Raw genomic sequence first — 18,223 nt, 5'->3', positions numbered from 1 at the left:
GTAGGCCATGTCGCTCACTTCAGCACTTAACACCGCGCAGAGCATATTCAACAATACGGGCGCGCAGAGCAGCGTCGTATCGAACAATATCTCGAACGCCGGCAACAAGGACTATGTGCGCCGGCAGGCGATGCTCACCACCTCGCTGAACGGCGCCCAGGTGGTCAAGATCAGCCGCGCACAGGAAGATGCGCTGCTGAAACAGTATCTCAAGGCGTCCTCACAGGACAGCGCTCAACAGACCCTGCTGAGCGGCCTCGAAGATCTGAAGTCGATCATGGGCGGCAACGATAACGAAACGTCGCCTGAAGTTGCCCTGCGCACCTTCCGCGACAAGCTCGGCACCTTCCGCGCCACCCCGGGCGACCTTATTGCCGCCCAGGGTGCGATTACGGCGGCGCAAGACGTCGTGACCTCCCTGAACAATGCCTCCAAGGCGGTGCAGCAGCAGCGTGCCGATGCAGACAAGCAGATCAAGAATCAGGTCGACTCGCTGAACAGCCTGCTGAAGCAGTTCGAAACTGCCAACAATGCAGTCAAGAAGGCGACATCATCCAACGAGGATCCTTCGAGCGCTCTCGATGAGCGGGAAAAGGTCCTCAAGCAGATTAACCAGATCGTTGGTGTGTCGACAGTGACACGCGCTAACAACGACATGGTGCTCTATACGGCTGACGGCACGACGCTGTTCGAGACGATCCCGCGCGCGGTCAGCTTCGAGCCGACGCAGTCCTATGCGGCTGACACAGCAGGCAACAAGGTCTATGTCGATGGTGTGGCCGTCAATATGGGCTCGGGCTCGACGACCAATGCGCAGGGCAGTCTGGCTTCGCTTCTGCAGATCCGCGATGATATCGCACCGACTTTCCAGAACCAGCTTGATGAAGTCGCTCGCGGCCTTGTGAACCTTTACCAGGAGGATGGCAATCCTGGCCTCTTCGTCTGGACAAACCCGACGACTGGCACTGCAGGCGGGGTTCCGCCGGCTGGTACCATCATCAAAGGCATCGCCGGAACGATCGCGATCAACGACCGTGTCGTCACCTCCAAGGGAGGTGATCCGATGCGGTTGCGTGACGGGAACATCAATACGACAAGCACGGCTGCGAACCCGACGGGTTCGAGCGGTTATACCGCGGAACTCGACCGTCTCTATACGTCGATGGATTCGGGGATTGCATTCGATCCGAAGACCGGTCTCGACTCGAATATCAGCATCCTGACCTTTGCCACCAATTCTATCGGCTGGCTCGAGCAGAACCGCAGCAACGCTACGACGGCGGCGGAAAATACCCAGGCTGCCGCAGCACGAACCGATGAAGCTTATTCCAACGAAACCGGCGTCAACCTTGATGAGGAACTGACGCTCCTTCTCGACATAGAACAGTCCTACAAGGCGGCGACCAAGATTTTGAACGCCGTTGACGAAATGTTGAAAGCATTGCTGGATATTGCGAGTTAAGCCATGAAGAGCTCATTTATTTCAAGTTCGGCCATCCAAAACGCCATGCGATTGACGATCCGTCAGGCGCAGAACCAGATGACGAAGGCGACGATGGAAGCGACCACCGGCACCTACGCAGATATCGGTGTGTCGCTTGGGGGGTACGCAGCCAAGAGCATCGACTTTACCCGCGAAGTCGACCGCATCAAATCGATCAAGCTGAGCAATGCTCTCGTCGACGCTCGTATGGAATCGGCTCAAACCGGGCTCGATAAAATGAAGAAAGCCGGCGACAGCTTCCTCTCCAAGCTGACCGCGCTTCAGAGTAGCCACGATCCGGGCAGCATCACGGTCGCAATCCAGTCGGCCACGAGCGCGCTTTCCACGATGATGGACACGTCGAACTCGATGGTAAATGGCGAATATCTTTTTGCCGGCATCAACACTGACATCCAGCCGCTAACGGATAAAACCACTGCGACTTCGGCCGCGATCGTTACAGCTCTGAATGCCTATGCGGCAAGCCTGCCGACACCGAAGCCGGTTAACCAACTTACCGGCGACGAGATGAAGACCTTCATCGAGACCAAGGTCGAGCCGATGTTCAGCGAAGCGGCCTGGACGGACCCGACGACTGGTTGGTCGAAGGCGTCCAGCCAAAACATGACGAGCCGTATCAGCAATTCGGAAGTCGTTGAATCCTCGACCAACGCCAATTCCGAAGGCATGCGTTACTTCGCTCTGGCGACGGTGGTGACCTCTGCGCTGATGGGGCAGAGCCTCAGCACGGACGCAATGAGCGCGGTTTCTTCAAAGGCAATCACCTATACGACCAGAGCCACCTCGGGGATCGTCACTCAGGGCAGTCAGCTTGGTCTGTCACAGGAGCGTGTCGAGAAGGCGAATGACGCCCTCGATGCCCAGGCAAATATCATGCAGACCAAGCTCGTCGATATCCAGGGCGTCGATCCCTATGAGGCTTCGACCCTTGTCAAGACTTTGGAAACCCAGCTCGAAACCGCCTACACGATCGTATCGAAGATCCAGCAGTTGAGTCTCGTGAACTACCTTTGATGAGCAAAGGCGCGCAATATAAAGAAGGATGCATGAATGTATCAGTTCTCTTATGCCGAGGTCATGCAAGACTCGGTTGCCGACGCGAAAGAGCGGGAATGGCAGGTTCTCGAACGTTCGATCGAACTGCTTTCGGTGGCGCGCGACAAAGAGAAGTACAGCCGGGAGTCTATCGAAGCTCTCTTCTATACGCGAAGGGTGTGGATCAGCTTCATTGAGGATTTGAAGCATCCCGACAACCAGTTGGAAGTCGAGCTCAGGGCGAACCTCATCTCGATTGCGATCTGGATATTGAAAGAATGCGACAGAATTAGAAAACGTCAGTCGAATAACTACCAGGGCATCATCGACGTTACCACCATCATCAGGGATGGACTTAAATGAAAAGTACACTTCGCATTTCTCTGAAAGCCGGAGAAAGAATCTTCATCAACGGCGCTGTCCTGCGTGTCGACCGTAAGGTCGCACTGGAATTCCTGAATGATGTGACGTTCCTTCTCGAAAACCACGTGCTTCAGCCGGAAGGCGCGACCACGCCGCTTCGCCAACTCTACTTCATTGCCCAGATGATCCTCATCAATCCCGAGGGCAAGGAACATTCGACGGCGATGTTCCGCAAGTCGATCACGATGCTGCTCACATGCTTCAAGAACGAGGAAATCCTCGCCGAGCTGAAGCGCATCGATGCACTCGTTTCGACTGGCCGCGCCTTCGACGCGCTGAAGGCGATCCGTGGTCTCTACGCGATCGAAGACGGCATTCTCAACAATCACGAACTGCCCCCGACAATGGTCGAGCAGATTCGCAGGGAGATCGCACCATGGCGGTAGACGGAACTCAGGGCGTAGGTGGAGGCAGCAGCACGTATGGCTCGTCCAATGCCGCGCAGCAGAAGGCCACGCTGAACTACGACAACTTCCTTCAGTTGCTTGTCGCGCAGATGAAGAACCAGGATCCGACCGATCCGATGGATGCGAGCGAGCAGATGTCGCAGCTTGCGAGCTTCTCGCAGGTCGAGCAGACGATCCAGACGAACACGAAGCTCGACACGCTGCTGACCAGCTCCAGCCTGACCCAGGCGAGCAGCTATATCGGCAAATACATGACGAGCGCCGACGGCAAAACTGTAGGCCAGGTCGCATCCGTCAAGGTTTATTCGGACGGCCTTGTTGCAACGCTGGACAATGGCGGTAAAATTCTCATCCAGGCTGGCATATCCGTTTCTGATTCGGCGCCGACCAACGGTTCGGGCGACGATAGCGGTTCGGATAATACCTGAGTGCCGACGAAACGGGTGGGGTCTGGCGCACGTTCGTTTGGATGATGCCCAAAATACCAGTCCGGTTAAGGCCGGGCTGGCTGCTTTCAAGGCGATATGAGGTTGCCTGACGATGAATGAAGCTGATGCACTCGACCTGTTCCAGGCTGCGATCTGGACCGTTCTCGTTGCGGCGGGTCCTGCGGTTACTGCGGCAATGGTCGTCGGTCTCGTGATCGCGCTGATCCAGGCGCTCACACAGGTGCAGGAAGCGACGCTCACCTTCGTCCCGAAGATCGTCGCCGTTCTGGTGACGGTCGGTATTTCCGCCCCTTTCGTGGGCTCCCAGATTTCCATTTTTACCAATCTGGTGTTCTCGCGAATCCAGTCCGGCTTCTGAGCCAACTTCGCGCAAGCTTCGCCATTTAACTGTCGATCCGAACTGGGCGGACTTTGATGTCCGCCTCCTCTCATGAAGAGACGGAATCGTTATGGCGCAACCACCTGCACTACCCCTTCCGAAAGTCACTCCGAGCCTGCGTGATGTCGGCTTTGCCATGGGCATCATCGGCATCATCTGCATCCTCTTCCTGCCGATCCCGCCGTTCCTGATCGACATGGGACTGGCATTCTCGATCGCCTTCTCGGTGCTGATCCTCATGGTCGCGCTGTGGATCCAGAAACCTCTCGATTTCTCATCCTTCCCGACCATCCTTCTGATCGCGACGATGACGCGACTGGCGCTGAACATTGCGACGACGCGTGTCATCCTTTCGCACGGCAACGAAGGGCACGATGCTGCGGGCGGCGTCATCGCCGGCTTTGCAAGCCTGGTCATGTCCGGTGACTTCGTCATCGGTCTGATCGTCTTCCTGATCCTCATCACCATCAACTTCATCGTCATCACCAAAGGTGCGACGCGTATCGCGGAAGTCGGCGCACGTTTCACCCTCGATGCCATCCCCGGCAAGCAGATGTCGATCGATGCCGACCTCTCGGCCGGTATCATCGACGAGAAGGAAGCCCAGCGCCGCCGCAAGGAACTGGAAGAAGAAAGCTCCTTCTTCGGTGCCATGGACGGTGCGTCGAAATTCGTTCGCGGTGACGCGGTCGCGGGTCTTCTCATTACCGCCATTAACGTCTTCGGCGGCATCATCATCGGTTATTTCCGCCATGGCATGCCGATCGGCGAAGCGGCCGACGTCTTCGTCAAGCTCTCGGTTGGTGACGGCCTCGTCTCGCAGATGCCGGCTCTCATCGTCTCGCTCGCCGCCGGCCTTCTCGTTTCGCGCGGCGGCACCACCGGCTCCACCGACCAGGCGGTCGTCAATCAGCTGAGCGGCTATCCCCGCGCGCTCTCCGTCTCGGCCGTGCTGATGTTCGTCCTGGCCCTGATGCCGGGCCTGCCGTTTGTCCCCTTCGTGATCCTCGGCGGTCTTCTCGCCTTCGGCGCCTGGTTCATTCCGCGTCAGGTCGAAGCCGAAAACAAGATCCGCCGTGATGCCGAGGAAAAGAAGGTTGTCCAGAGCAAGGAGCTAGAAAAGGACTCGGTCAAGTCGGTTCTCCGCACCTCCGAAATCGAGCTTGCTCTCGGCAAGATGGTCTCGACCCGCCTGCTTGGCGCCCATCAGGAGCTCGCCTTCCGCGTCGGCAAGATGCGCAAGAAGTTTGCGACCCAGTACGGTTTCGTCGTGCCGGAAATCAAGGTGACGGACGATATCGGCATCCCCGAAAAGTCGTACCAGATCCGCATCCACGGCACGACCGTTGCTTCGAACCTTCTGCGTGTCGGCGAAGTTCTCGTCGTCACCGGCGCCGGCCGGAAGCCGAGCATCCCGGGCGACGAAATCCGCGAACCCGCATTCGGCATGCCGGCGGTTTCGATCCTCGAAAATTTCGCCGAGGATTTGAAGCGCGAAGGCTTCCAGCCGATCGACAACGTCTCGGTCGTGCTGACGCATATGAGCGAGGTTATCAGAAACAACCTGCCGCAGCTTCTCTCCTACAAGGACGTGAAGATCCTGATCGATCGTCTCGACCCCGAATATAAGAAGCTCGCAGACGAGATCTGCTCGTCGCACATGTCCTATTCGGGCCTGCAGGCGGTGCTGAAGCTGCTTCTTGCCGAGCGTGTCTCGATCCGCAACTTGCACCTCATTCTGGAAGCGGTTGCCGAACTTGCCCCGCATGTCAGAAAGACGGAGCAGATCGTCGAGCACGTCCGCATCCGCATGGCCCAGCAGCTCTGCGGCGACTTGGCGGATAATGGCGTGCTGCGCGTGCTGCGACTCGGCAGCAAGTGGGATCTCGCCTTCCATCAAGCTCTCAAGCGCGATGCAAAGGGCGAAGTCGTCGAATTCGACATCGACCCGCGCACTCTGGAAGAGTTCAGCGAGCAGGCCACGAAGGTTATCCGTGAATTCATGGATAGAGGCCTGCCATTCGCCCTTGTCACGTCGCCGGAAACGCGCTCCTATGTCCGCATGATCATCGAGCGACTCTTCGCAACGCTTCCCGTCCTCTCGCATGTGGAACTGGCCAAGGGCATCGAAATCAAGATTTTGGGCTCGATTTCATGATTTCAGACCCGCAAGGGACAGTTCTGGCGCTGTTTCTGGTTTTCTGCCGGATCGGTGGCTGTGTGCTGACCCTTCCGGGTTTTTCTTCCGCCCGTGTTCCGGAGCAATTGCGCGTCTTCATCGCCGCCGGACTTTCGCTTGCGGTGCTGCCGGTGCTCTGGGATACGGTCTATCCGTCCGTCCACACCAGTTCCGGCACCTATATCGGCCTGATTTTCAGCGAATCGCTGATCGGTGTGATGTACGGCATGCTCGCCCGGCTCTATACGCTCGGCCTGCAATTCGCCGCCTCGATCGTCTCCATGATGGTTGGCTACACGCAGCCGAGCACGAGCGATGTCGTCGAAGACTCGGCCGAAATCAGCTTGACGGCCTTCATCACGATGACCGGTCTGATGGTACTCTTCATCATGGACTTCCATCACATCGTCTTCCGCGCGCTGATCGATTCCTACACGACCATGCCCTTCGGCGGGTTGATGCAGATGCGCTCCACGCTCATTACCTTCACTGATACGCTGGAGCAGACCACCTACATCATGCTGAGGCTGGCGAGCCCCTATCTGATTTACGGGCTGATCTTCAACATCTCGATCGGCTTCATCAACAAGCTCGCGCCGCAGATTCCGGTCTATTTCATCTCCACGCCTTATCTGCTGATGGGCGGCCTCTTCCTGCTCTATTTCTCGATCGCGGCAATGATCAGCCAATTCGGCCAATCCTTCGCGGCACTATACGTGGGAAGGTGAGGGGCGATGATCGAGAAGAAGCGTTCCGACAAGCTCAAGCGCCTGGTCGCGGTGCAACGGCATCTTGAAAGGATGGCGGAATACGATCTCGCAGAAACCAGCCGCCAGCGCGCCGAAGTCAATGCGGCCATGGATGTCGCCATTCTTGCGCTCGGTTCGCTGGACCCCATTCATCGCGCTTTTTCGCAGAGTTACGCCGATCGATTCGGCAGGCTGAGCATCAAGGACCAGCAGTTAACTGGCATGCAGCAGGTGCACGAAATGCGCCTGACGCGCGAGCGCGCCAAAGGTGACCGGCTTGAAGAAAACATGCTCGATGCCCTCCAGGCCGAGCGTCGCGAGGCAGATGACAACGCTGTCTACGACGTAATCGATCAGCAATTCGCAACGCCAGCCTCCAGCAAGCTTCAAAAATAATAATCGCCACGATCTTACATTAGAGGATTGTAACGTGGCTATTTCACCCCCCAGCGATCTGGTGATGGACGTCGTCAAGGCGGCCGACCCCATGGAGGTTCAGGCTGCCCAGGAAAAGCTGAAGGCCAACCGCGCCGCCTTTGCTGCGACAAGCCTGGCCGACAGTGGTAACGGCTTTTCTTCCGCAGTCGACATTCTCGACCACGTCAAGCAGAAGAGTGGCCTGAACAATATTCAGAACCGTACCAAGACCGAGGAAGTGCCGGAAACCTACCGGAAGTTCGAGGCCATGGTTCTGCAGAACTTCGTAAAGTCGATGCTGCCGAGCGATGCCGAGAATGTCTTCGGCAAGGGCGCAACGGGCGACATCTGGAAGGGCATGATGGCCGAGCAGCTCGGCAATGTCATGGCCAAGGGCGACGGCATCGGCATCGCCAAGCAGATGTATGCCGAGCAGCTCCATCGCCAGGAAGGCAAGATCGTCAACGCCTCCACGGATGAAGACGATCGCAAGACCGCGATGAGCATGATCGACGAATTTCAGCGCAAGACCTTCGGCACTCCGACTGCCGACAATAAGTCCGCAACAAGCGACGCATAATCGAGGATAAAATGGAAATAGTTTCGAACGAATACAGGATCAAATCCGTTCTCGGACGCCTCGAAATGATAATCGACAATGAGAACACCCGGATCGGCAGCGATCCGCAGTTCGATCTCAAGGTCTCCAACGCGCATAAGAGCCGGTGCCTGTACGAGCTCTCGATGCTTTTCCGCGACACCGATCCGGCCGAACTTGCAGCTTCGCATCTGGACCAGCTTCACGGTCTGAAGAAGAAGCTTACGCTGAACGCCCGTCGCGTCGAAGCGCATCTGGAGGCGGTTCGCGCCGTTGCCGATCTTCTGAAGAATGCCGTGCAGGATGCCGATGCTGACGGCACCTATTCCCAGGAACAGTTTGTCGCGCGGGATGCCTGATGATCAAGCTCGTCCTCACAGGCGTCTGGGTCTGCGCCGTCACCTTGGCATCGGTCTATTTCTCGGTGAACATGGCGACTGCGCCGGCGCCGGTTGAATCGAATACCAAGCAAAGCGCGCTCGAACTTGTGAAGGGCGAGACGATCACTGTGCCCGTCATCGCCAACGGTGCGGTCAACGGTTATTTTCTCGGCCGCATCTCCTTCATGATGCACAAGGATATGATTGCGGGCCTGAACCTGCCGATCACGGAGATGACGACCGACGAGCTCTTCAGCTTGCTCGTCGGTAACAAGATGATCGATGTTTCCAACGTCAAAGCCTTCGATCCCGGGGCTTTCCGCGAAGAGATCAAGAAGGGCATGAATGAGCGTCTCGGCGGCGAATATGTGGCCGAAGTCATGCTGGAACAGCTCGACTACCTTTCGAAGGAAGACGTGAAGGAAAATTCCGGCGGCAAGCCGCAGAAGGTTGGCGCGCCGGTCAAGATCATCGAGACCGCGCCTGCATCCGAAACGCCGGCTCCATCCGCCGGTCACTGATCACCATCGACCGACCAGTTAAAAACGGCGCCGAAAGGCGCCGTTTCTGCGTTCTGGCTTTGGTTAATGAACCACTTATGCGCGCAGGAAAATCCAAGGCTTTTTCCTAAGGGTTGTTTGAAACCGAGTTGGTATAAACGCGGCACAAGCTTGGGAGGATGGCCGCCACGGGGTTGGGGGAGATCGCTTCAGGCAGGACGCTGCTGGTCCTCACAAGACCTCCGCTGCGGAAACGTAGGCTTATTTTCCGGGATGTCGGGCGCATGACGCACCCTCGGCAGGAGGTTGGAATGAATCTGATTGCAAACTTCGCGGTGCTTGCATCGCGGCGGACGATTTTCGATCTGCCGGTCTGCGATCTCGGCTGGGATGACGCGCTGGTTTTCATCAACGAACTGGCGTCCATTCCCGTCGGGCAGACCGTAGTTTGCTTCGTCAACGCCCACAACATGCTGACGGCCCTGCGCGACGATGAGTACTATCAGATCATGTCGCACAACCTCGTTCTGCCTGACGGTATCGGTCTCAATATCGCATCCCAGGTCACGCATGGTTCGCCTTTTCCCGCCAATCTGAACGGCACCGATTTCGTGCCGGCCTTCCTGACTTTCATGGAAACGCCGCGTCGTATCGGCCTTATCGGTGGCGCGCGCGCGGTTGTTGAGAAGGCGGCCGAGAACTTTTCCAGGCACGCGCCCTGGCACGAGTTCTACGTGATCTCCGACGGCTTTTTCGACAAGGCCAATCCCGAATCCGTTATCGCCGAGGTGGAGCGCCAGAAGCTCGATATCCTGATCGTTGGCATGGGCACGCCACTGCAGGAAAAGTGGGTCCACCAGAATATCCGCGCCGATCACGCACGTCTCGTTCTGACGGTCGGTGCACTTTTCGATTTCGTTTCGGGCACTGTGCCACGCGCCCCGAAGACCGTGCGCATGATGCGCCTGGAATGGGCCTACCGCCTGGTACAGGAGCCGACGCGCCTCTGGCGCCGCTATATTCTCGGTATTCCGGTCTTCCTCTTCCGGGTCTTCCAGTATCGCTTCAGCCGGCGTGCGCGCATCCTCAGTCAGCCGGATGAACGGGCGCACGTTGCAGGCGAACAGAAGAGAATTGAGCAGATGAAGAAAGCCGGCTGATTACAGATTTCTGCAGGTTCCGGTTAACCATTTCTTTGCCATGTATATTTAGAGTAGCTTAATCCTCCGCGTCAGCGCGGTTGAGCGAACTCGGCCATCATGCGCATGAGATGTGACGCCAATGCACGATTCCAGGGCGAAAAACAGTTTCCATGATCGCGCAACCACCTCTTCGCGCGGCCAGCGGCAAAGTCATGCCGAAAAGAGCAGCCATCCGCCGGAGATCCTTCCTTCCGAAGCTGAACTGCTGCGCGCCATAGGCCGGCTGCTCGACGAACAGCGTGCGAAAGCGCGGCAGACCGAACCGCTGGTGGACCGGATCGAAACGATCCTCGGTTCGCGCCTTCAGGCTGCAAACGATATCGCCTCCGCTTCCGCAGCTGAACCCTCTCGTCCTGCGCCAGAGCCGACGACGCAGTTCGTCCAGGTTCAACGCGTTGCTCCCGCTGAGAGAGCGCCCATTTCGACGGTTTCGCGCGAAATACGGCGTCCGAACCGGATCAGGAACGCTCTCATCATGGCTGCCCTCTCGTTTGGCGGCGCTGCCACCCCTATCCTGACGCCATCCTCACCCGCGCTTTACACCGCAGAAACGATACTTGCCGTGGATGCGGGCGCAGGTAACCGGGCTGCCGTCGTCGGGGATACCGTCAAAAGACTGTCTTCGGTACCCGTCATCACCTCTGCCGTTGCGGCACTGAAGCTGGACCGCGATCCGGAATTTGCCGGTAACAGCGCCAATGCACTTGGTGTCGCCTTCGATCTTCTCTCCGGCAGCGGTGCAGCCGCCGATCCGGCATCGCGCGCCGAGGCCGCGCTGAAATCTGCCGTGGCGATTATTCCCGACGACCGCACTGGCACGATCCGTCTGATGGTAACGACAGGCGATGGCGGCAAATCGACGCGCATCGCCATGCGACTGTCCGATGCGGTGACCAGTGGCAGCGCCATGGGCAAAGCGGCCGAGACGGCCACTGCCTTGAAGAAGGAAAATGATCAGGCTCAAGCAGAGCTGACGGCTTTCGGTCAGAAGAACGGCGAGGGCAATGTCAAGGTCGCGACGCAGCTGCAGCGCCAGATCGCCGGGCTGGATGCCGATCTGAAGAATGCCGACGGCAATATCCTGACTGCCAAGGAACAGGCCGACAAGCTTAAGGCCGCTAAGCTCACGGACGTGCTGGAAGGCTCGCTCGCTCCGGATATGATCTCGCCCGCCCTGTCGGATCTGCGCGACAGATACGCGATCGCCAAGACCGCATTGGCGCAGCTTTCGGCAGACCTCGGACCGCGCCATCCGCGCCTGCTCCAACAGCAGTCCGAGGTCGATGGTCTGAAGGATAACATCGGCAAGGAATTGGCGCGCCTCGCCCAGAACGCAAATGCAGCAGCCAAGGCTGCCGTCGATGCGCGCAGACAGCTTAGCGATCGCCGCAACGCGCTGATTGCCCAGAGCCGCGATACTGGCGTCGATCTCGCCAAGCTGACCGAACTGCGGGAAAAGGCGTCTGCCGCCCGCTCGCGTCTGGAAGAGGAGGTCTCCACGACAGGTGCCATCGGTGATGGCCGGGTAACGGTTCGCAAGCCCGCTCTTGTGCTGCCGGTTTCCGGCGACAGTAATTTCGGTTTCAGCGCCTTGGTTGGCGGCCTTTCCGGTTTGGCGGTGGGCCTCGGCTTCGCCTTTGTGCCGCGTTTCTTCCGCCGACAGCCCGAACAGGTGCGGGTCCAAGTTTCCGTCGAGGCTCCAATCCTCGCCCCTGTGCCCGAACTTGCGCCGGTCCCGGCGTTGGCGCAGACACCAGAGCCGGCGCTGGTGCCGCAGGCGGCTGAGGAAGTCGATGCGCTGCGCTCGCAAATCGCCAGCCTGCGCGATCGCTTGCACGCCTACCAGGTCTCACGGTAAGCGAAAGCCCGACCGTAGATTGCTCTTGCATTTGCCGTTTTTAAACGGGATAGGGCGTTATCGGGAAATCATTCCCGCCGCGGGCGAATAGACTGGCGCGAAATTGGGCGGAGAAGACGCGTGACGACAGTAATCGACGGCAAGCAGGTTGCCGCTTCCGTAATCGAAACCGTTAAATCGGCAAATGCTGCGCTTGAAGCCGCCAAGGGCGTCCAGACGGGCCTAGCCGTCGTCATCGTCGGCGACGATCCGGCGAGCCACACCTATGTCAGTTCCAAGAGCCGCATGGCCAAGGAGTGCGGCTTCAAATCCGTCCAGCACACGCTGCCAGCCGAGACCAGGCAGGAGGAGCTTGCAGCCCTTGTCGCTTCGCTGAATGCCGATCGGTCGATCCATGGCATTCTCGTACAGCTGCCGCTGCCGAAACATCTCGACAGCGAGCCGATCATCCAGTCGATCCTGCCGCAAAAGGATGTCGATGGCTTGAGCGTCGTCAATGCCGGTAAGCTCGCGACCGGTGATCTGAAGACCGGCCTCGTTTCCTGTACGCCGGCCGGTGCCATGGTTTTCGTCCGCCGCACCCATGGTGAGGATCTTTCCGGCCTCAATGCCGTCGTCATCGGCCGCTCCAACCTGTTCGGCAAGCCGATGGCGCAGCTTCTGCTGAATGCCAATGCGACCGTCACCATTGCCCATTCGCGCACGAAGAACCTCGCCGAAGTCTGCCGCAACGCCGATATTCTGGTGGCCGCCGTCGGCCGTCCGGAAATGGTCAGGGCCGATTGGGTCAAGCCCGGTGCCACCGTCATCGACGTCGGCATCAACCGCATCGCCGCACCCGAGCGCGGCGAGGGCAAGACCCGCCTCGTCGGCGATGTCGCCTTTGCGGAGGTTTCTCCGGTCGCCGCCGTCATCACCCCGGTGCCGGGTGGCGTCGGCCCGATGACGATCGCCATGCTGATGGCCAATACCGTGATTGCCGCCCATCGTTCGGCAGGGCTGACGCCGCCGATATTCTAACGAGAGCAATTCCAGAAAAGTGTGCAGCGGTTTTGCGCCCGGAATTGCGCTAAAATAAGCGGCTGATCAGATTTGCGGGACAGGGCCTGTCGAGGCCCTGACGATCAGCTCGGTCTTCCAGAGTTCCTGATCGGGGAAGGGACCCGCCTGCTTGACGGTACCGATGAGCCGCTGTGCGATGCGCACGCCGGCGGCCCTCAGCGACGAGCGTGTAGTCGTCAGCGGCACGGAGAAATTCTCCGGCTTCAAGAGCGGCAGCACATCGTCATGGGCGATCAGCGATATTTCCTCGCCGAGTTTCAGCCCAGCTTGATTGACGGCCCGGATCGCGCCGAGTGCAAGCACCGTGCTGGAGCATAAAATAGCGGTTGGTCGATCCGGAAGCTGCAGGAAGCGCTCCATGGCGATCAGTCCTTCCTCATCCGTCATGACCGTATGGCTCGTGCAGTCCTCCGCAAGCTCCAGCCCGCGTTCGCCAAGCGCTGCAATGAGGCCGTTCCTGCGGCGAATGGCGAAGTCGAGATGCGCCGGCCCGTTCATCAGCGCAAAGCGCGTATGGCCGAGCTGCAGGAGAAGCCTCGCCGCATCGTAAAAAGCCGCCTCGTTGTCGATGTCGAGATAGGGATAGTCCGGCTCTGAACCAAAGGAGCGCCCATGCACCACAAAGGGCATGGAAAGCGATTTCAGCATGGCGAGCCGCGGGTCGTGGCCGCGCATATAGGCCACGAAGAGCGCATCCACATTGCCGCTGATCGCGAGGCGCCGCAGCGCTGCGACCTCATCATCCGGGTCCGCCGGCATGATGACGAAGTGAAAGTCGTGGCGCACCGCTTCCTCGCCGAGGCCGGTCAGGAATTCGCCGAAATGCACATCCGACTGATGGCCGGGTGCCGTCGGCATGACGAGGCCAATCGAACCGGCCTTGCCGGTCGCAAGCCGCTGGGCCGCCTTGTTCGGCCGGTATCCGGTTTCCTTGACTGCCCGGAGCACGCGTTCCCGGGTATCCTCGTTGACCTCGGGATAGCCGTTAAGCGCGCGGCTCACAGTTGTCTGCGAAAGCCCCAGCAATTCCGATAGCTGTTTGAGATTCACCTGCTATGCTTCCTCCCGGCCTGCCCTGTGGCCGTCAAATAGTGGCCGCCGCCTCCCAATGGCTTCCAAAGCGCTTTCAAATATGTAGCATCTGCTGCGCTTGACTCAAGAAAAATCGCTCCATATTCCCCATTAAGCCTTGCTGCAACGCGATAAAGCGGCGCTATTCCCGCTGTTTCGCGAAATGGCTTGACTTCATTCTGCTGAAAGTGAATGAGTTGCGTTGTCAAAGCGCTTTGAGATTTCCTTTGAATGAAATTCTGCGCTATCGGATTGTGATGGGAGGTTGATCACATGAAAAAGTCATTCTTGATGGGTGTTGCAGTTGCGGCGCTTTTTGCCGGCGCTGCGTCGGCCGCGGATCTGAAATTCCCGCCCGGCCAGGATTCCAAGTTCAACTGGAAGAGCTACGATGACTTCAAGGCTGCCCATGCCGACCTGAAGGGTCAGCAGCTGACGATCTTCGGCCCCTGGCGCGGCGAAGACGAAGCCTTCTTCCAGAGCATTCTCGCCTACTTTGTCGAGGCCACCGGCATCGACGCCAAGTATTCCTCCTCTGAAAACTACGAACAGCAGATCGTCATCGATACACAGGCAGGCTCCCCGCCGAATATCGCCATCCTGCCGCAGCCGGGCCTGCTGGCCGATCTCGCCGGCAAGGGCTATCTGACGCCGCTCGGTGACGACACGTCCAAGTGGGTCAAGGACAATTACGGCGCCGGCGACAGCTGGGTCGGCTACGGCACCTACAAGGGCAAGGATGGCAAGGAAGCCTTCTATGCATTCCCCTACAAGGCCGACGTGAAGTCGCTGGTCTGGTACGTGCCGGAAAACTTCCAGGAAGCCGGCTACAAGGTCCCGACAACGATGGAAGAGCTGCATGCTCTGACCGACCAGATCGTCAAGGATGGCGGCGTTCCCTGGTGCATTGGTCTGGGTTCTGGCGGCGCGACCGGCTGGCCGGCGACCGACTGGGTCGAAGACATCATGCTGCGCACGCAGAAGCCTGACGTCTACGACAAGTGGACCACCAATGAAGTGAAGTTCACCGATCCGGCCGTCGTTGCCGCCATCGATGAATTCGGCAAGTTCGCCAAGAACGAAAAGTATGTCGATGGCGGTGTTGCAGCCGTTGCTTCGACCGACTTCCGCGACAGCCCGAAGGGCCTCTTCGCCGTTCCGCCGAAGTGCTACCTGCACCACCAGGCTTCGTTCATCCCGTCCTTCTTCCCTGAAGGCACGAAGCTCGGCACCGATGCAGACTTCTTCTACATGCCGACCTATGCCGCACATGCCGATCTCGGCAAGCCGGTTCTCGGTGCAGGCACGCTCGTTACCATCGCCAAGGATTCTCCGACGGCCCGCGCCTTCGTCGACTTCCTCAAGACGCCGGTTGCTCATGAGCTCTGGATGGCGCAGTCGAGCTTCCTGACCCCGTACAAGGGTGTCAACGTCGATGCTTACGCCAACGAGCAGATGAAGAAGGAAGGCGAGATCCTGACCTCGGCCACCACCTTCCGCTTCGACGGCTCGGACCTGATGCCCGGCAAGATCGGCGCAGGCGCCTTCTGGACCGGCATGGTCGACTTCGTCGGCGGCAAGTCCGCTCAGGACGCCGCAGCCGAAATCCAGAGCGCCTGGGACGGCATCAAGTAATCTCCTGACAATTCATGCCGCCGGGTAACCGGCGGCATCACCGGAATGAGCGGCCGGGTTCCAGAGGGGGAGCCCGGTCGAGCCGGATCCTGTGGTCAAACACATCAGCTCTATTGACGATATCCGGCGTTAACCCTTCAGAATAAGACAGGGAAGCAGGGGAGGGACGAAATGCTGTCGCAGATAGTGTCCGCTTTGGGCGTCGTGGTCGTCGCGGTTTTCGCATGCTCGGCCTATTTCTTTTTCTCGAACAAGATCCTCGATCTCGCCTTGCCGGTGCGGGACGGTGATATCCGTCAGGCCTCGCGCAATTTGAATCGGCGCGCGATGATCCGCCCCTGGCTGTTTCTTTTCCCAGCACTTTTCCTGCTGATCGTCTATCTCGTCTATCCTGTCGTCGCGACTTTCATCCTGTCCTTCTACGACCGGTCGGGCAACGAGTTCGTCGGCGCGACCAATTACTTGTGGGCCTTGAACGACCGCGAATTCCGTCAGTCGATCTTCAACAACATCCTCTGGCTCGCCGTCGTGCCCGCTGCCTGCACCTTCTTCGGCCTCGTCATCGCCGTCATGACCGACCGCATCTGGTGGGGCAATATCGCCAAGAGCATCGTCTTCATGCCGATGGCGATCTCCTTCGTCGGCGCTTCCGTCATCTGGAAGTTCATCTATGAGTATCGCGGCGGCAACGATGTGCAGATCGGCCTCCTGAACGCCATCGTGCAGACTTTCGGCGGCACGCCGCAGGTCTGGATCTCCGTTCCCTTCTGGAACAACTTCTTCCTGATGGTGATCCTGATCTGGATCCAGACCGGCTTTGCCATGGTCATCCTCTCGGCCGCATTGCGCGGCATCCCGGAAGAGACGATCGAGGCTGCTGTCATCGACGGTGCCAATGGCTGGCAGATCTTCTGGCGCATCATGGTGCCGCAGATCTGGGGTACGATCGCCGTCGTCTGGACGACAATCACTATCCTTGTCCTCAAGGTCTTCGATATCGTGCTCACCATGACCAACGGCCAATGGCAGACCATGGTGCTGGCGAACCTGATGTTCAACTGGTTGTTCCGCGGCGGCGGCGATTCAGGCCGAAGTGCCGTCATCGCCATCATCATCATGCTCGCCGTCACGCCGATCATGGTGTGGAACGTGCGCCGCGCCAACGCCGAACTGAAGGGACGCTGAGATGACCACAGCTGCAAGCTACTTCAAGATCGGTCCCGCCCGTCTTTTCGTCCATTTCTGTGTTCTCGTCATTGTCATTGTCTGGCTCGTGCCCACACTCGGCATCTTCGTCAGCGCGCTCCGCGACAGGGACCAGATCACCGTTTCCGGCTGGTGGACCGCCTTTGCCGGCTCCACGCAGACGGTGGCCGCACGCCTCGGTACACCCGACCAGCAGAAGCAGGAAGGCGATATCTACGTCATCACGGGCAATGTGCTGGCCGACCAGCCGGGCCGCTCGGTCAAGGCCTTCGGCATACGTGTGCAGCAGCCTGCGGCCTTCGAGGCTGGTCAGACCGCCGATCTCGGTGATGGCGAAAGCCTGCTCATCAACAGCGATGGTAGCTACCGCTACATGAAGAATGTGGCATTCGCGCCCGATGAACGTCCGCGTCGCATCTATCTCGCAGCATCGGCTCCGCCGGAATTCACGATGGCGAACTATAGAACCGTTCTGGCCAGCGAGGGCATCGGCCAGTCCTTCATCAACTCGCTGACGGTGACCATTCCGGCGACCATCATCCCGATCCTGATTGCCGCCTTCGCCGCCTACGCGCTGAGCTGGATGGAATTCCCTGGTCGCGCGCTGCTGATTGCGCTCGTCGTCGGCCTCATCGTCGTGCCACTGCAGATGTCGCTCATCCCGCTGCTGCGTCTCTACAATGAGATCGGCACGATGATCGGCCAGCCGTCGAAGACCTATCCCGGCATCTGGCTGGCGCACACGGCCTTCGGCATGCCGCTCGCCATCTATCTCTTGCGCGCCTATATTGCCGGCCTGCCCAAGGAGATCATCGAATCCGCCCGCGTCGATGGCGCGAGCGACTTCGAGATCTTCACTCGTATCGTTTTGCCTCTGTCCTTCCCCGCGCTCGCCTCCTTCGCGATCTTCCAGTTCCTTTGGGTGTGGAACGACCTGCTCGTTGCCATGGTCTTCCTCGGCACCGACAAGGACCACCTCGTGCTGACAGGAGCGCTGAACGCGCTGCTCGGCTCGCGCGGCGGCAACTGGGAAATCCTGACGGCGTCCGCTTTCGTCACCATCATCATACCGCTGCTCGTCTTCTTCTCGCTGCAGCGCTATCTGGTGCGCGGCCTGCTGGCGGGGTCGGTCAAGGGAGGCTGATCCATCCCAAGACGTAATTTCAAAC

The 18,223-nt window shown here is 58.9% G+C and carries 19 protein-coding genes; 18 read left to right on the top strand and 1 reads right to left on the bottom strand.

Going from position 1 to position 18,223, the window contains the following annotated elements:
- Nucleotides 1–7: 7 nt before the first annotated feature.
- The 15 genes from flgK (at nt 8) to folD (ending at nt 13,100) form a co-directional block, all read left to right on the top strand.
- On the top strand, nt 8–1,462 hold the full coding sequence (gene flgK / locus AC1DTN_RS00720) for a flagellar hook-associated protein FlgK (RefSeq protein WP_439014099.1): 1,455 nt from the start codon (nt 8–10) through the stop codon (nt 1,460–1,462).
- A gap of 3 nt (nt 1,463–1,465) precedes the next feature.
- Nucleotides 1,466–2,518 (top strand): flagellar hook-associated family protein, encoded by a 1,053-nt coding sequence (locus AC1DTN_RS00715; protein ID WP_029868527.1) that lies wholly within the window; start codon nt 1,466–1,468, stop codon nt 2,516–2,518.
- 36 nt (nt 2,519–2,554) lie between these two features.
- On the top strand, nt 2,555–2,902 hold the full coding sequence (flaF, locus tag AC1DTN_RS00710) for a flagellar biosynthesis regulator FlaF (protein WP_029868528.1): 348 nt from the start codon (nt 2,555–2,557) through the stop codon (nt 2,900–2,902).
- A complete protein-coding gene (flbT, locus tag AC1DTN_RS00705) occupies nt 2,899–3,348 on the top strand; it encodes a flagellar biosynthesis repressor FlbT (protein ID WP_112541506.1) in 450 nt (149 codons plus the stop codon). Before flaF ends, flbT begins: the two co-directional genes overlap by 4 nt.
- Nucleotides 3,339–3,797, top strand: a complete 459-nt coding sequence (flgD, locus tag AC1DTN_RS00700) for a flagellar hook assembly protein FlgD (RefSeq protein ID WP_029868530.1) — start codon at nt 3,339–3,341, stop codon at nt 3,795–3,797. The genes flbT and flgD overlap by 10 nt, the downstream gene beginning before the upstream one ends.
- A gap of 112 nt (nt 3,798–3,909) precedes the next feature.
- Nucleotides 3,910–4,176, top strand: coding sequence for a flagellar biosynthesis protein FliQ (gene fliQ, locus AC1DTN_RS00695; RefSeq protein WP_439014102.1), 267 nt, complete (start codon nt 3,910–3,912; stop codon nt 4,174–4,176).
- Nucleotides 4,177–4,267: 91 nt separating this feature from the next.
- Nucleotides 4,268–6,355, top strand: a complete 2,088-nt coding sequence (flhA, locus tag AC1DTN_RS00690) for a flagellar biosynthesis protein FlhA (protein ID WP_439014103.1) — start codon at nt 4,268–4,270, stop codon at nt 6,353–6,355.
- Complete coding sequence (gene fliR, locus AC1DTN_RS00685) at nt 6,352–7,104, top strand: flagellar biosynthetic protein FliR (protein ID WP_113319642.1); 753 nt, start codon at nt 6,352–6,354, stop codon at nt 7,102–7,104. Before flhA ends, fliR begins: the two co-directional genes overlap by 4 nt.
- Nucleotides 7,105–7,110: 6 nt before the next feature.
- Nucleotides 7,111–7,521 (top strand): hypothetical protein, encoded by a 411-nt coding sequence (locus AC1DTN_RS00680; protein ID WP_113319641.1) that lies wholly within the window; start codon nt 7,111–7,113, stop codon nt 7,519–7,521.
- A 34-nt stretch (nt 7,522–7,555) separates the two neighbouring features.
- Nucleotides 7,556–8,122, top strand: a complete 567-nt coding sequence (locus AC1DTN_RS00675) for a rod-binding protein (protein WP_007825009.1) — start codon at nt 7,556–7,558, stop codon at nt 8,120–8,122.
- An 11-nt stretch (nt 8,123–8,133) separates the two neighbouring features.
- Entirely contained in the window at nt 8,134–8,499 is a 366-nt protein-coding gene (locus AC1DTN_RS00670) for a hypothetical protein (RefSeq protein ID WP_113300728.1), read from the top strand.
- On the top strand, nt 8,499–9,041 hold the full coding sequence (locus AC1DTN_RS00665; protein WP_113319640.1) for a hypothetical protein: 543 nt from the start codon (nt 8,499–8,501) through the stop codon (nt 9,039–9,041). Before AC1DTN_RS00670 ends, AC1DTN_RS00665 begins: the two co-directional genes overlap by 1 nt.
- Nucleotides 9,042–9,331: 290 nt before the next feature.
- A complete protein-coding gene (locus AC1DTN_RS00660; protein ID WP_113319639.1) occupies nt 9,332–10,180 on the top strand; it encodes a WecB/TagA/CpsF family glycosyltransferase in 849 nt (282 codons plus the stop codon).
- A 121-nt stretch (nt 10,181–10,301) separates the two neighbouring features.
- A complete protein-coding gene (locus AC1DTN_RS00655) occupies nt 10,302–12,080 on the top strand; it encodes a GumC domain-containing protein (protein WP_477919565.1) in 1,779 nt (592 codons plus the stop codon).
- A 120-nt stretch (nt 12,081–12,200) separates the two neighbouring features.
- Nucleotides 12,201–13,100, top strand: coding sequence for a bifunctional methylenetetrahydrofolate dehydrogenase/methenyltetrahydrofolate cyclohydrolase FolD (gene folD, locus AC1DTN_RS00650; RefSeq protein WP_477919563.1), 900 nt, complete (start codon nt 12,201–12,203; stop codon nt 13,098–13,100).
- 66 nt (nt 13,101–13,166) lie between these two features.
- Here folD and AC1DTN_RS00645 read toward each other — a convergent pair whose 3' ends face one another.
- On the bottom strand, nt 13,167–14,192 hold the full coding sequence (locus tag AC1DTN_RS00645) for a LacI family DNA-binding transcriptional regulator (RefSeq protein WP_439014108.1): 1,026 nt from the start codon (nt 14,190–14,192) through the stop codon (nt 13,167–13,169).
- Nucleotides 14,193–14,486: 294 nt separating this feature from the next.
- Between AC1DTN_RS00645 and AC1DTN_RS00640 the strand changes: the two genes are divergently transcribed.
- From AC1DTN_RS00640 to AC1DTN_RS00630, 3 genes are all read left to right on the top strand, one after another.
- A complete protein-coding gene (locus AC1DTN_RS00640) occupies nt 14,487–15,848 on the top strand; it encodes an ABC transporter substrate-binding protein (RefSeq protein WP_113324893.1) in 1,362 nt (453 codons plus the stop codon).
- 171 nt (nt 15,849–16,019) lie between these two features.
- Nucleotides 16,020–17,033 (top strand): carbohydrate ABC transporter permease, encoded by a 1,014-nt coding sequence (locus AC1DTN_RS00635; protein WP_310378792.1) that lies wholly within the window; start codon nt 16,020–16,022, stop codon nt 17,031–17,033.
- A 1-nt stretch (nt 17,034) separates the two neighbouring features.
- On the top strand, nt 17,035–18,198 hold the full coding sequence (locus tag AC1DTN_RS00630) for a carbohydrate ABC transporter permease (protein WP_477919560.1): 1,164 nt from the start codon (nt 17,035–17,037) through the stop codon (nt 18,196–18,198).
- Nucleotides 18,199–18,223 lie beyond the last annotated feature (25 nt).

The organism is Rhizobium sp. 01T444 (genome assembly GCF_056398305.1).
The sequence above is the reverse complement of the archived record's forward strand: the minus strand, read 5'-3'. Positions and strand labels throughout refer to the sequence as shown.

Excerpts from the sequence above, each read along its gene's own strand:
- flgK (WP_439014099.1), top strand. The coding sequence starts at position 8 with ATGTCGCTCACTTCAGCACTTAACACCGCGCAGAGCATATTCAACAAT.
- AC1DTN_RS00715 (WP_029868527.1), top strand. The coding sequence starts at position 1,466 with ATGAAGAGCTCATTTATTTCAAGTTCGGCCATCCAAAACGCCATGCGA.
- flaF (WP_029868528.1), top strand. The coding sequence starts at position 2,555 with ATGTATCAGTTCTCTTATGCCGAGGTCATGCAAGACTCGGTTGCCGAC.
- flbT (WP_112541506.1), top strand. The coding sequence starts at position 2,899 with ATGAAAAGTACACTTCGCATTTCTCTGAAAGCCGGAGAAAGAATCTTC.
- flgD (WP_029868530.1), top strand. The coding sequence starts at position 3,339 with ATGGCGGTAGACGGAACTCAGGGCGTAGGTGGAGGCAGCAGCACGTAT.
- fliQ (WP_439014102.1), top strand. The coding sequence starts at position 3,910 with ATGAATGAAGCTGATGCACTCGACCTGTTCCAGGCTGCGATCTGGACC.
- flhA (WP_439014103.1), top strand. The coding sequence starts at position 4,268 with ATGGCGCAACCACCTGCACTACCCCTTCCGAAAGTCACTCCGAGCCTG.
- fliR (WP_113319642.1), top strand. The coding sequence starts at position 6,352 with ATGATTTCAGACCCGCAAGGGACAGTTCTGGCGCTGTTTCTGGTTTTC.
- AC1DTN_RS00680 (WP_113319641.1), top strand. The coding sequence starts at position 7,111 with ATGATCGAGAAGAAGCGTTCCGACAAGCTCAAGCGCCTGGTCGCGGTG.
- AC1DTN_RS00670 (WP_113300728.1), top strand. The coding sequence starts at position 8,134 with ATGGAAATAGTTTCGAACGAATACAGGATCAAATCCGTTCTCGGACGC.
- AC1DTN_RS00665 (WP_113319640.1), top strand. The coding sequence starts at position 8,499 with ATGATCAAGCTCGTCCTCACAGGCGTCTGGGTCTGCGCCGTCACCTTG.
- AC1DTN_RS00660 (WP_113319639.1), top strand. The coding sequence starts at position 9,332 with ATGAATCTGATTGCAAACTTCGCGGTGCTTGCATCGCGGCGGACGATT.
- AC1DTN_RS00655 (WP_477919565.1), top strand. The coding sequence starts at position 10,302 with ATGCACGATTCCAGGGCGAAAAACAGTTTCCATGATCGCGCAACCACC.
- AC1DTN_RS00640 (WP_113324893.1), top strand. The coding sequence starts at position 14,487 with ATGAAAAAGTCATTCTTGATGGGTGTTGCAGTTGCGGCGCTTTTTGCC.
- AC1DTN_RS00635 (WP_310378792.1), top strand. The coding sequence starts at position 16,020 with ATGCTGTCGCAGATAGTGTCCGCTTTGGGCGTCGTGGTCGTCGCGGTT.
- AC1DTN_RS00630 (WP_477919560.1), top strand. The coding sequence starts at position 17,035 with ATGACCACAGCTGCAAGCTACTTCAAGATCGGTCCCGCCCGTCTTTTC.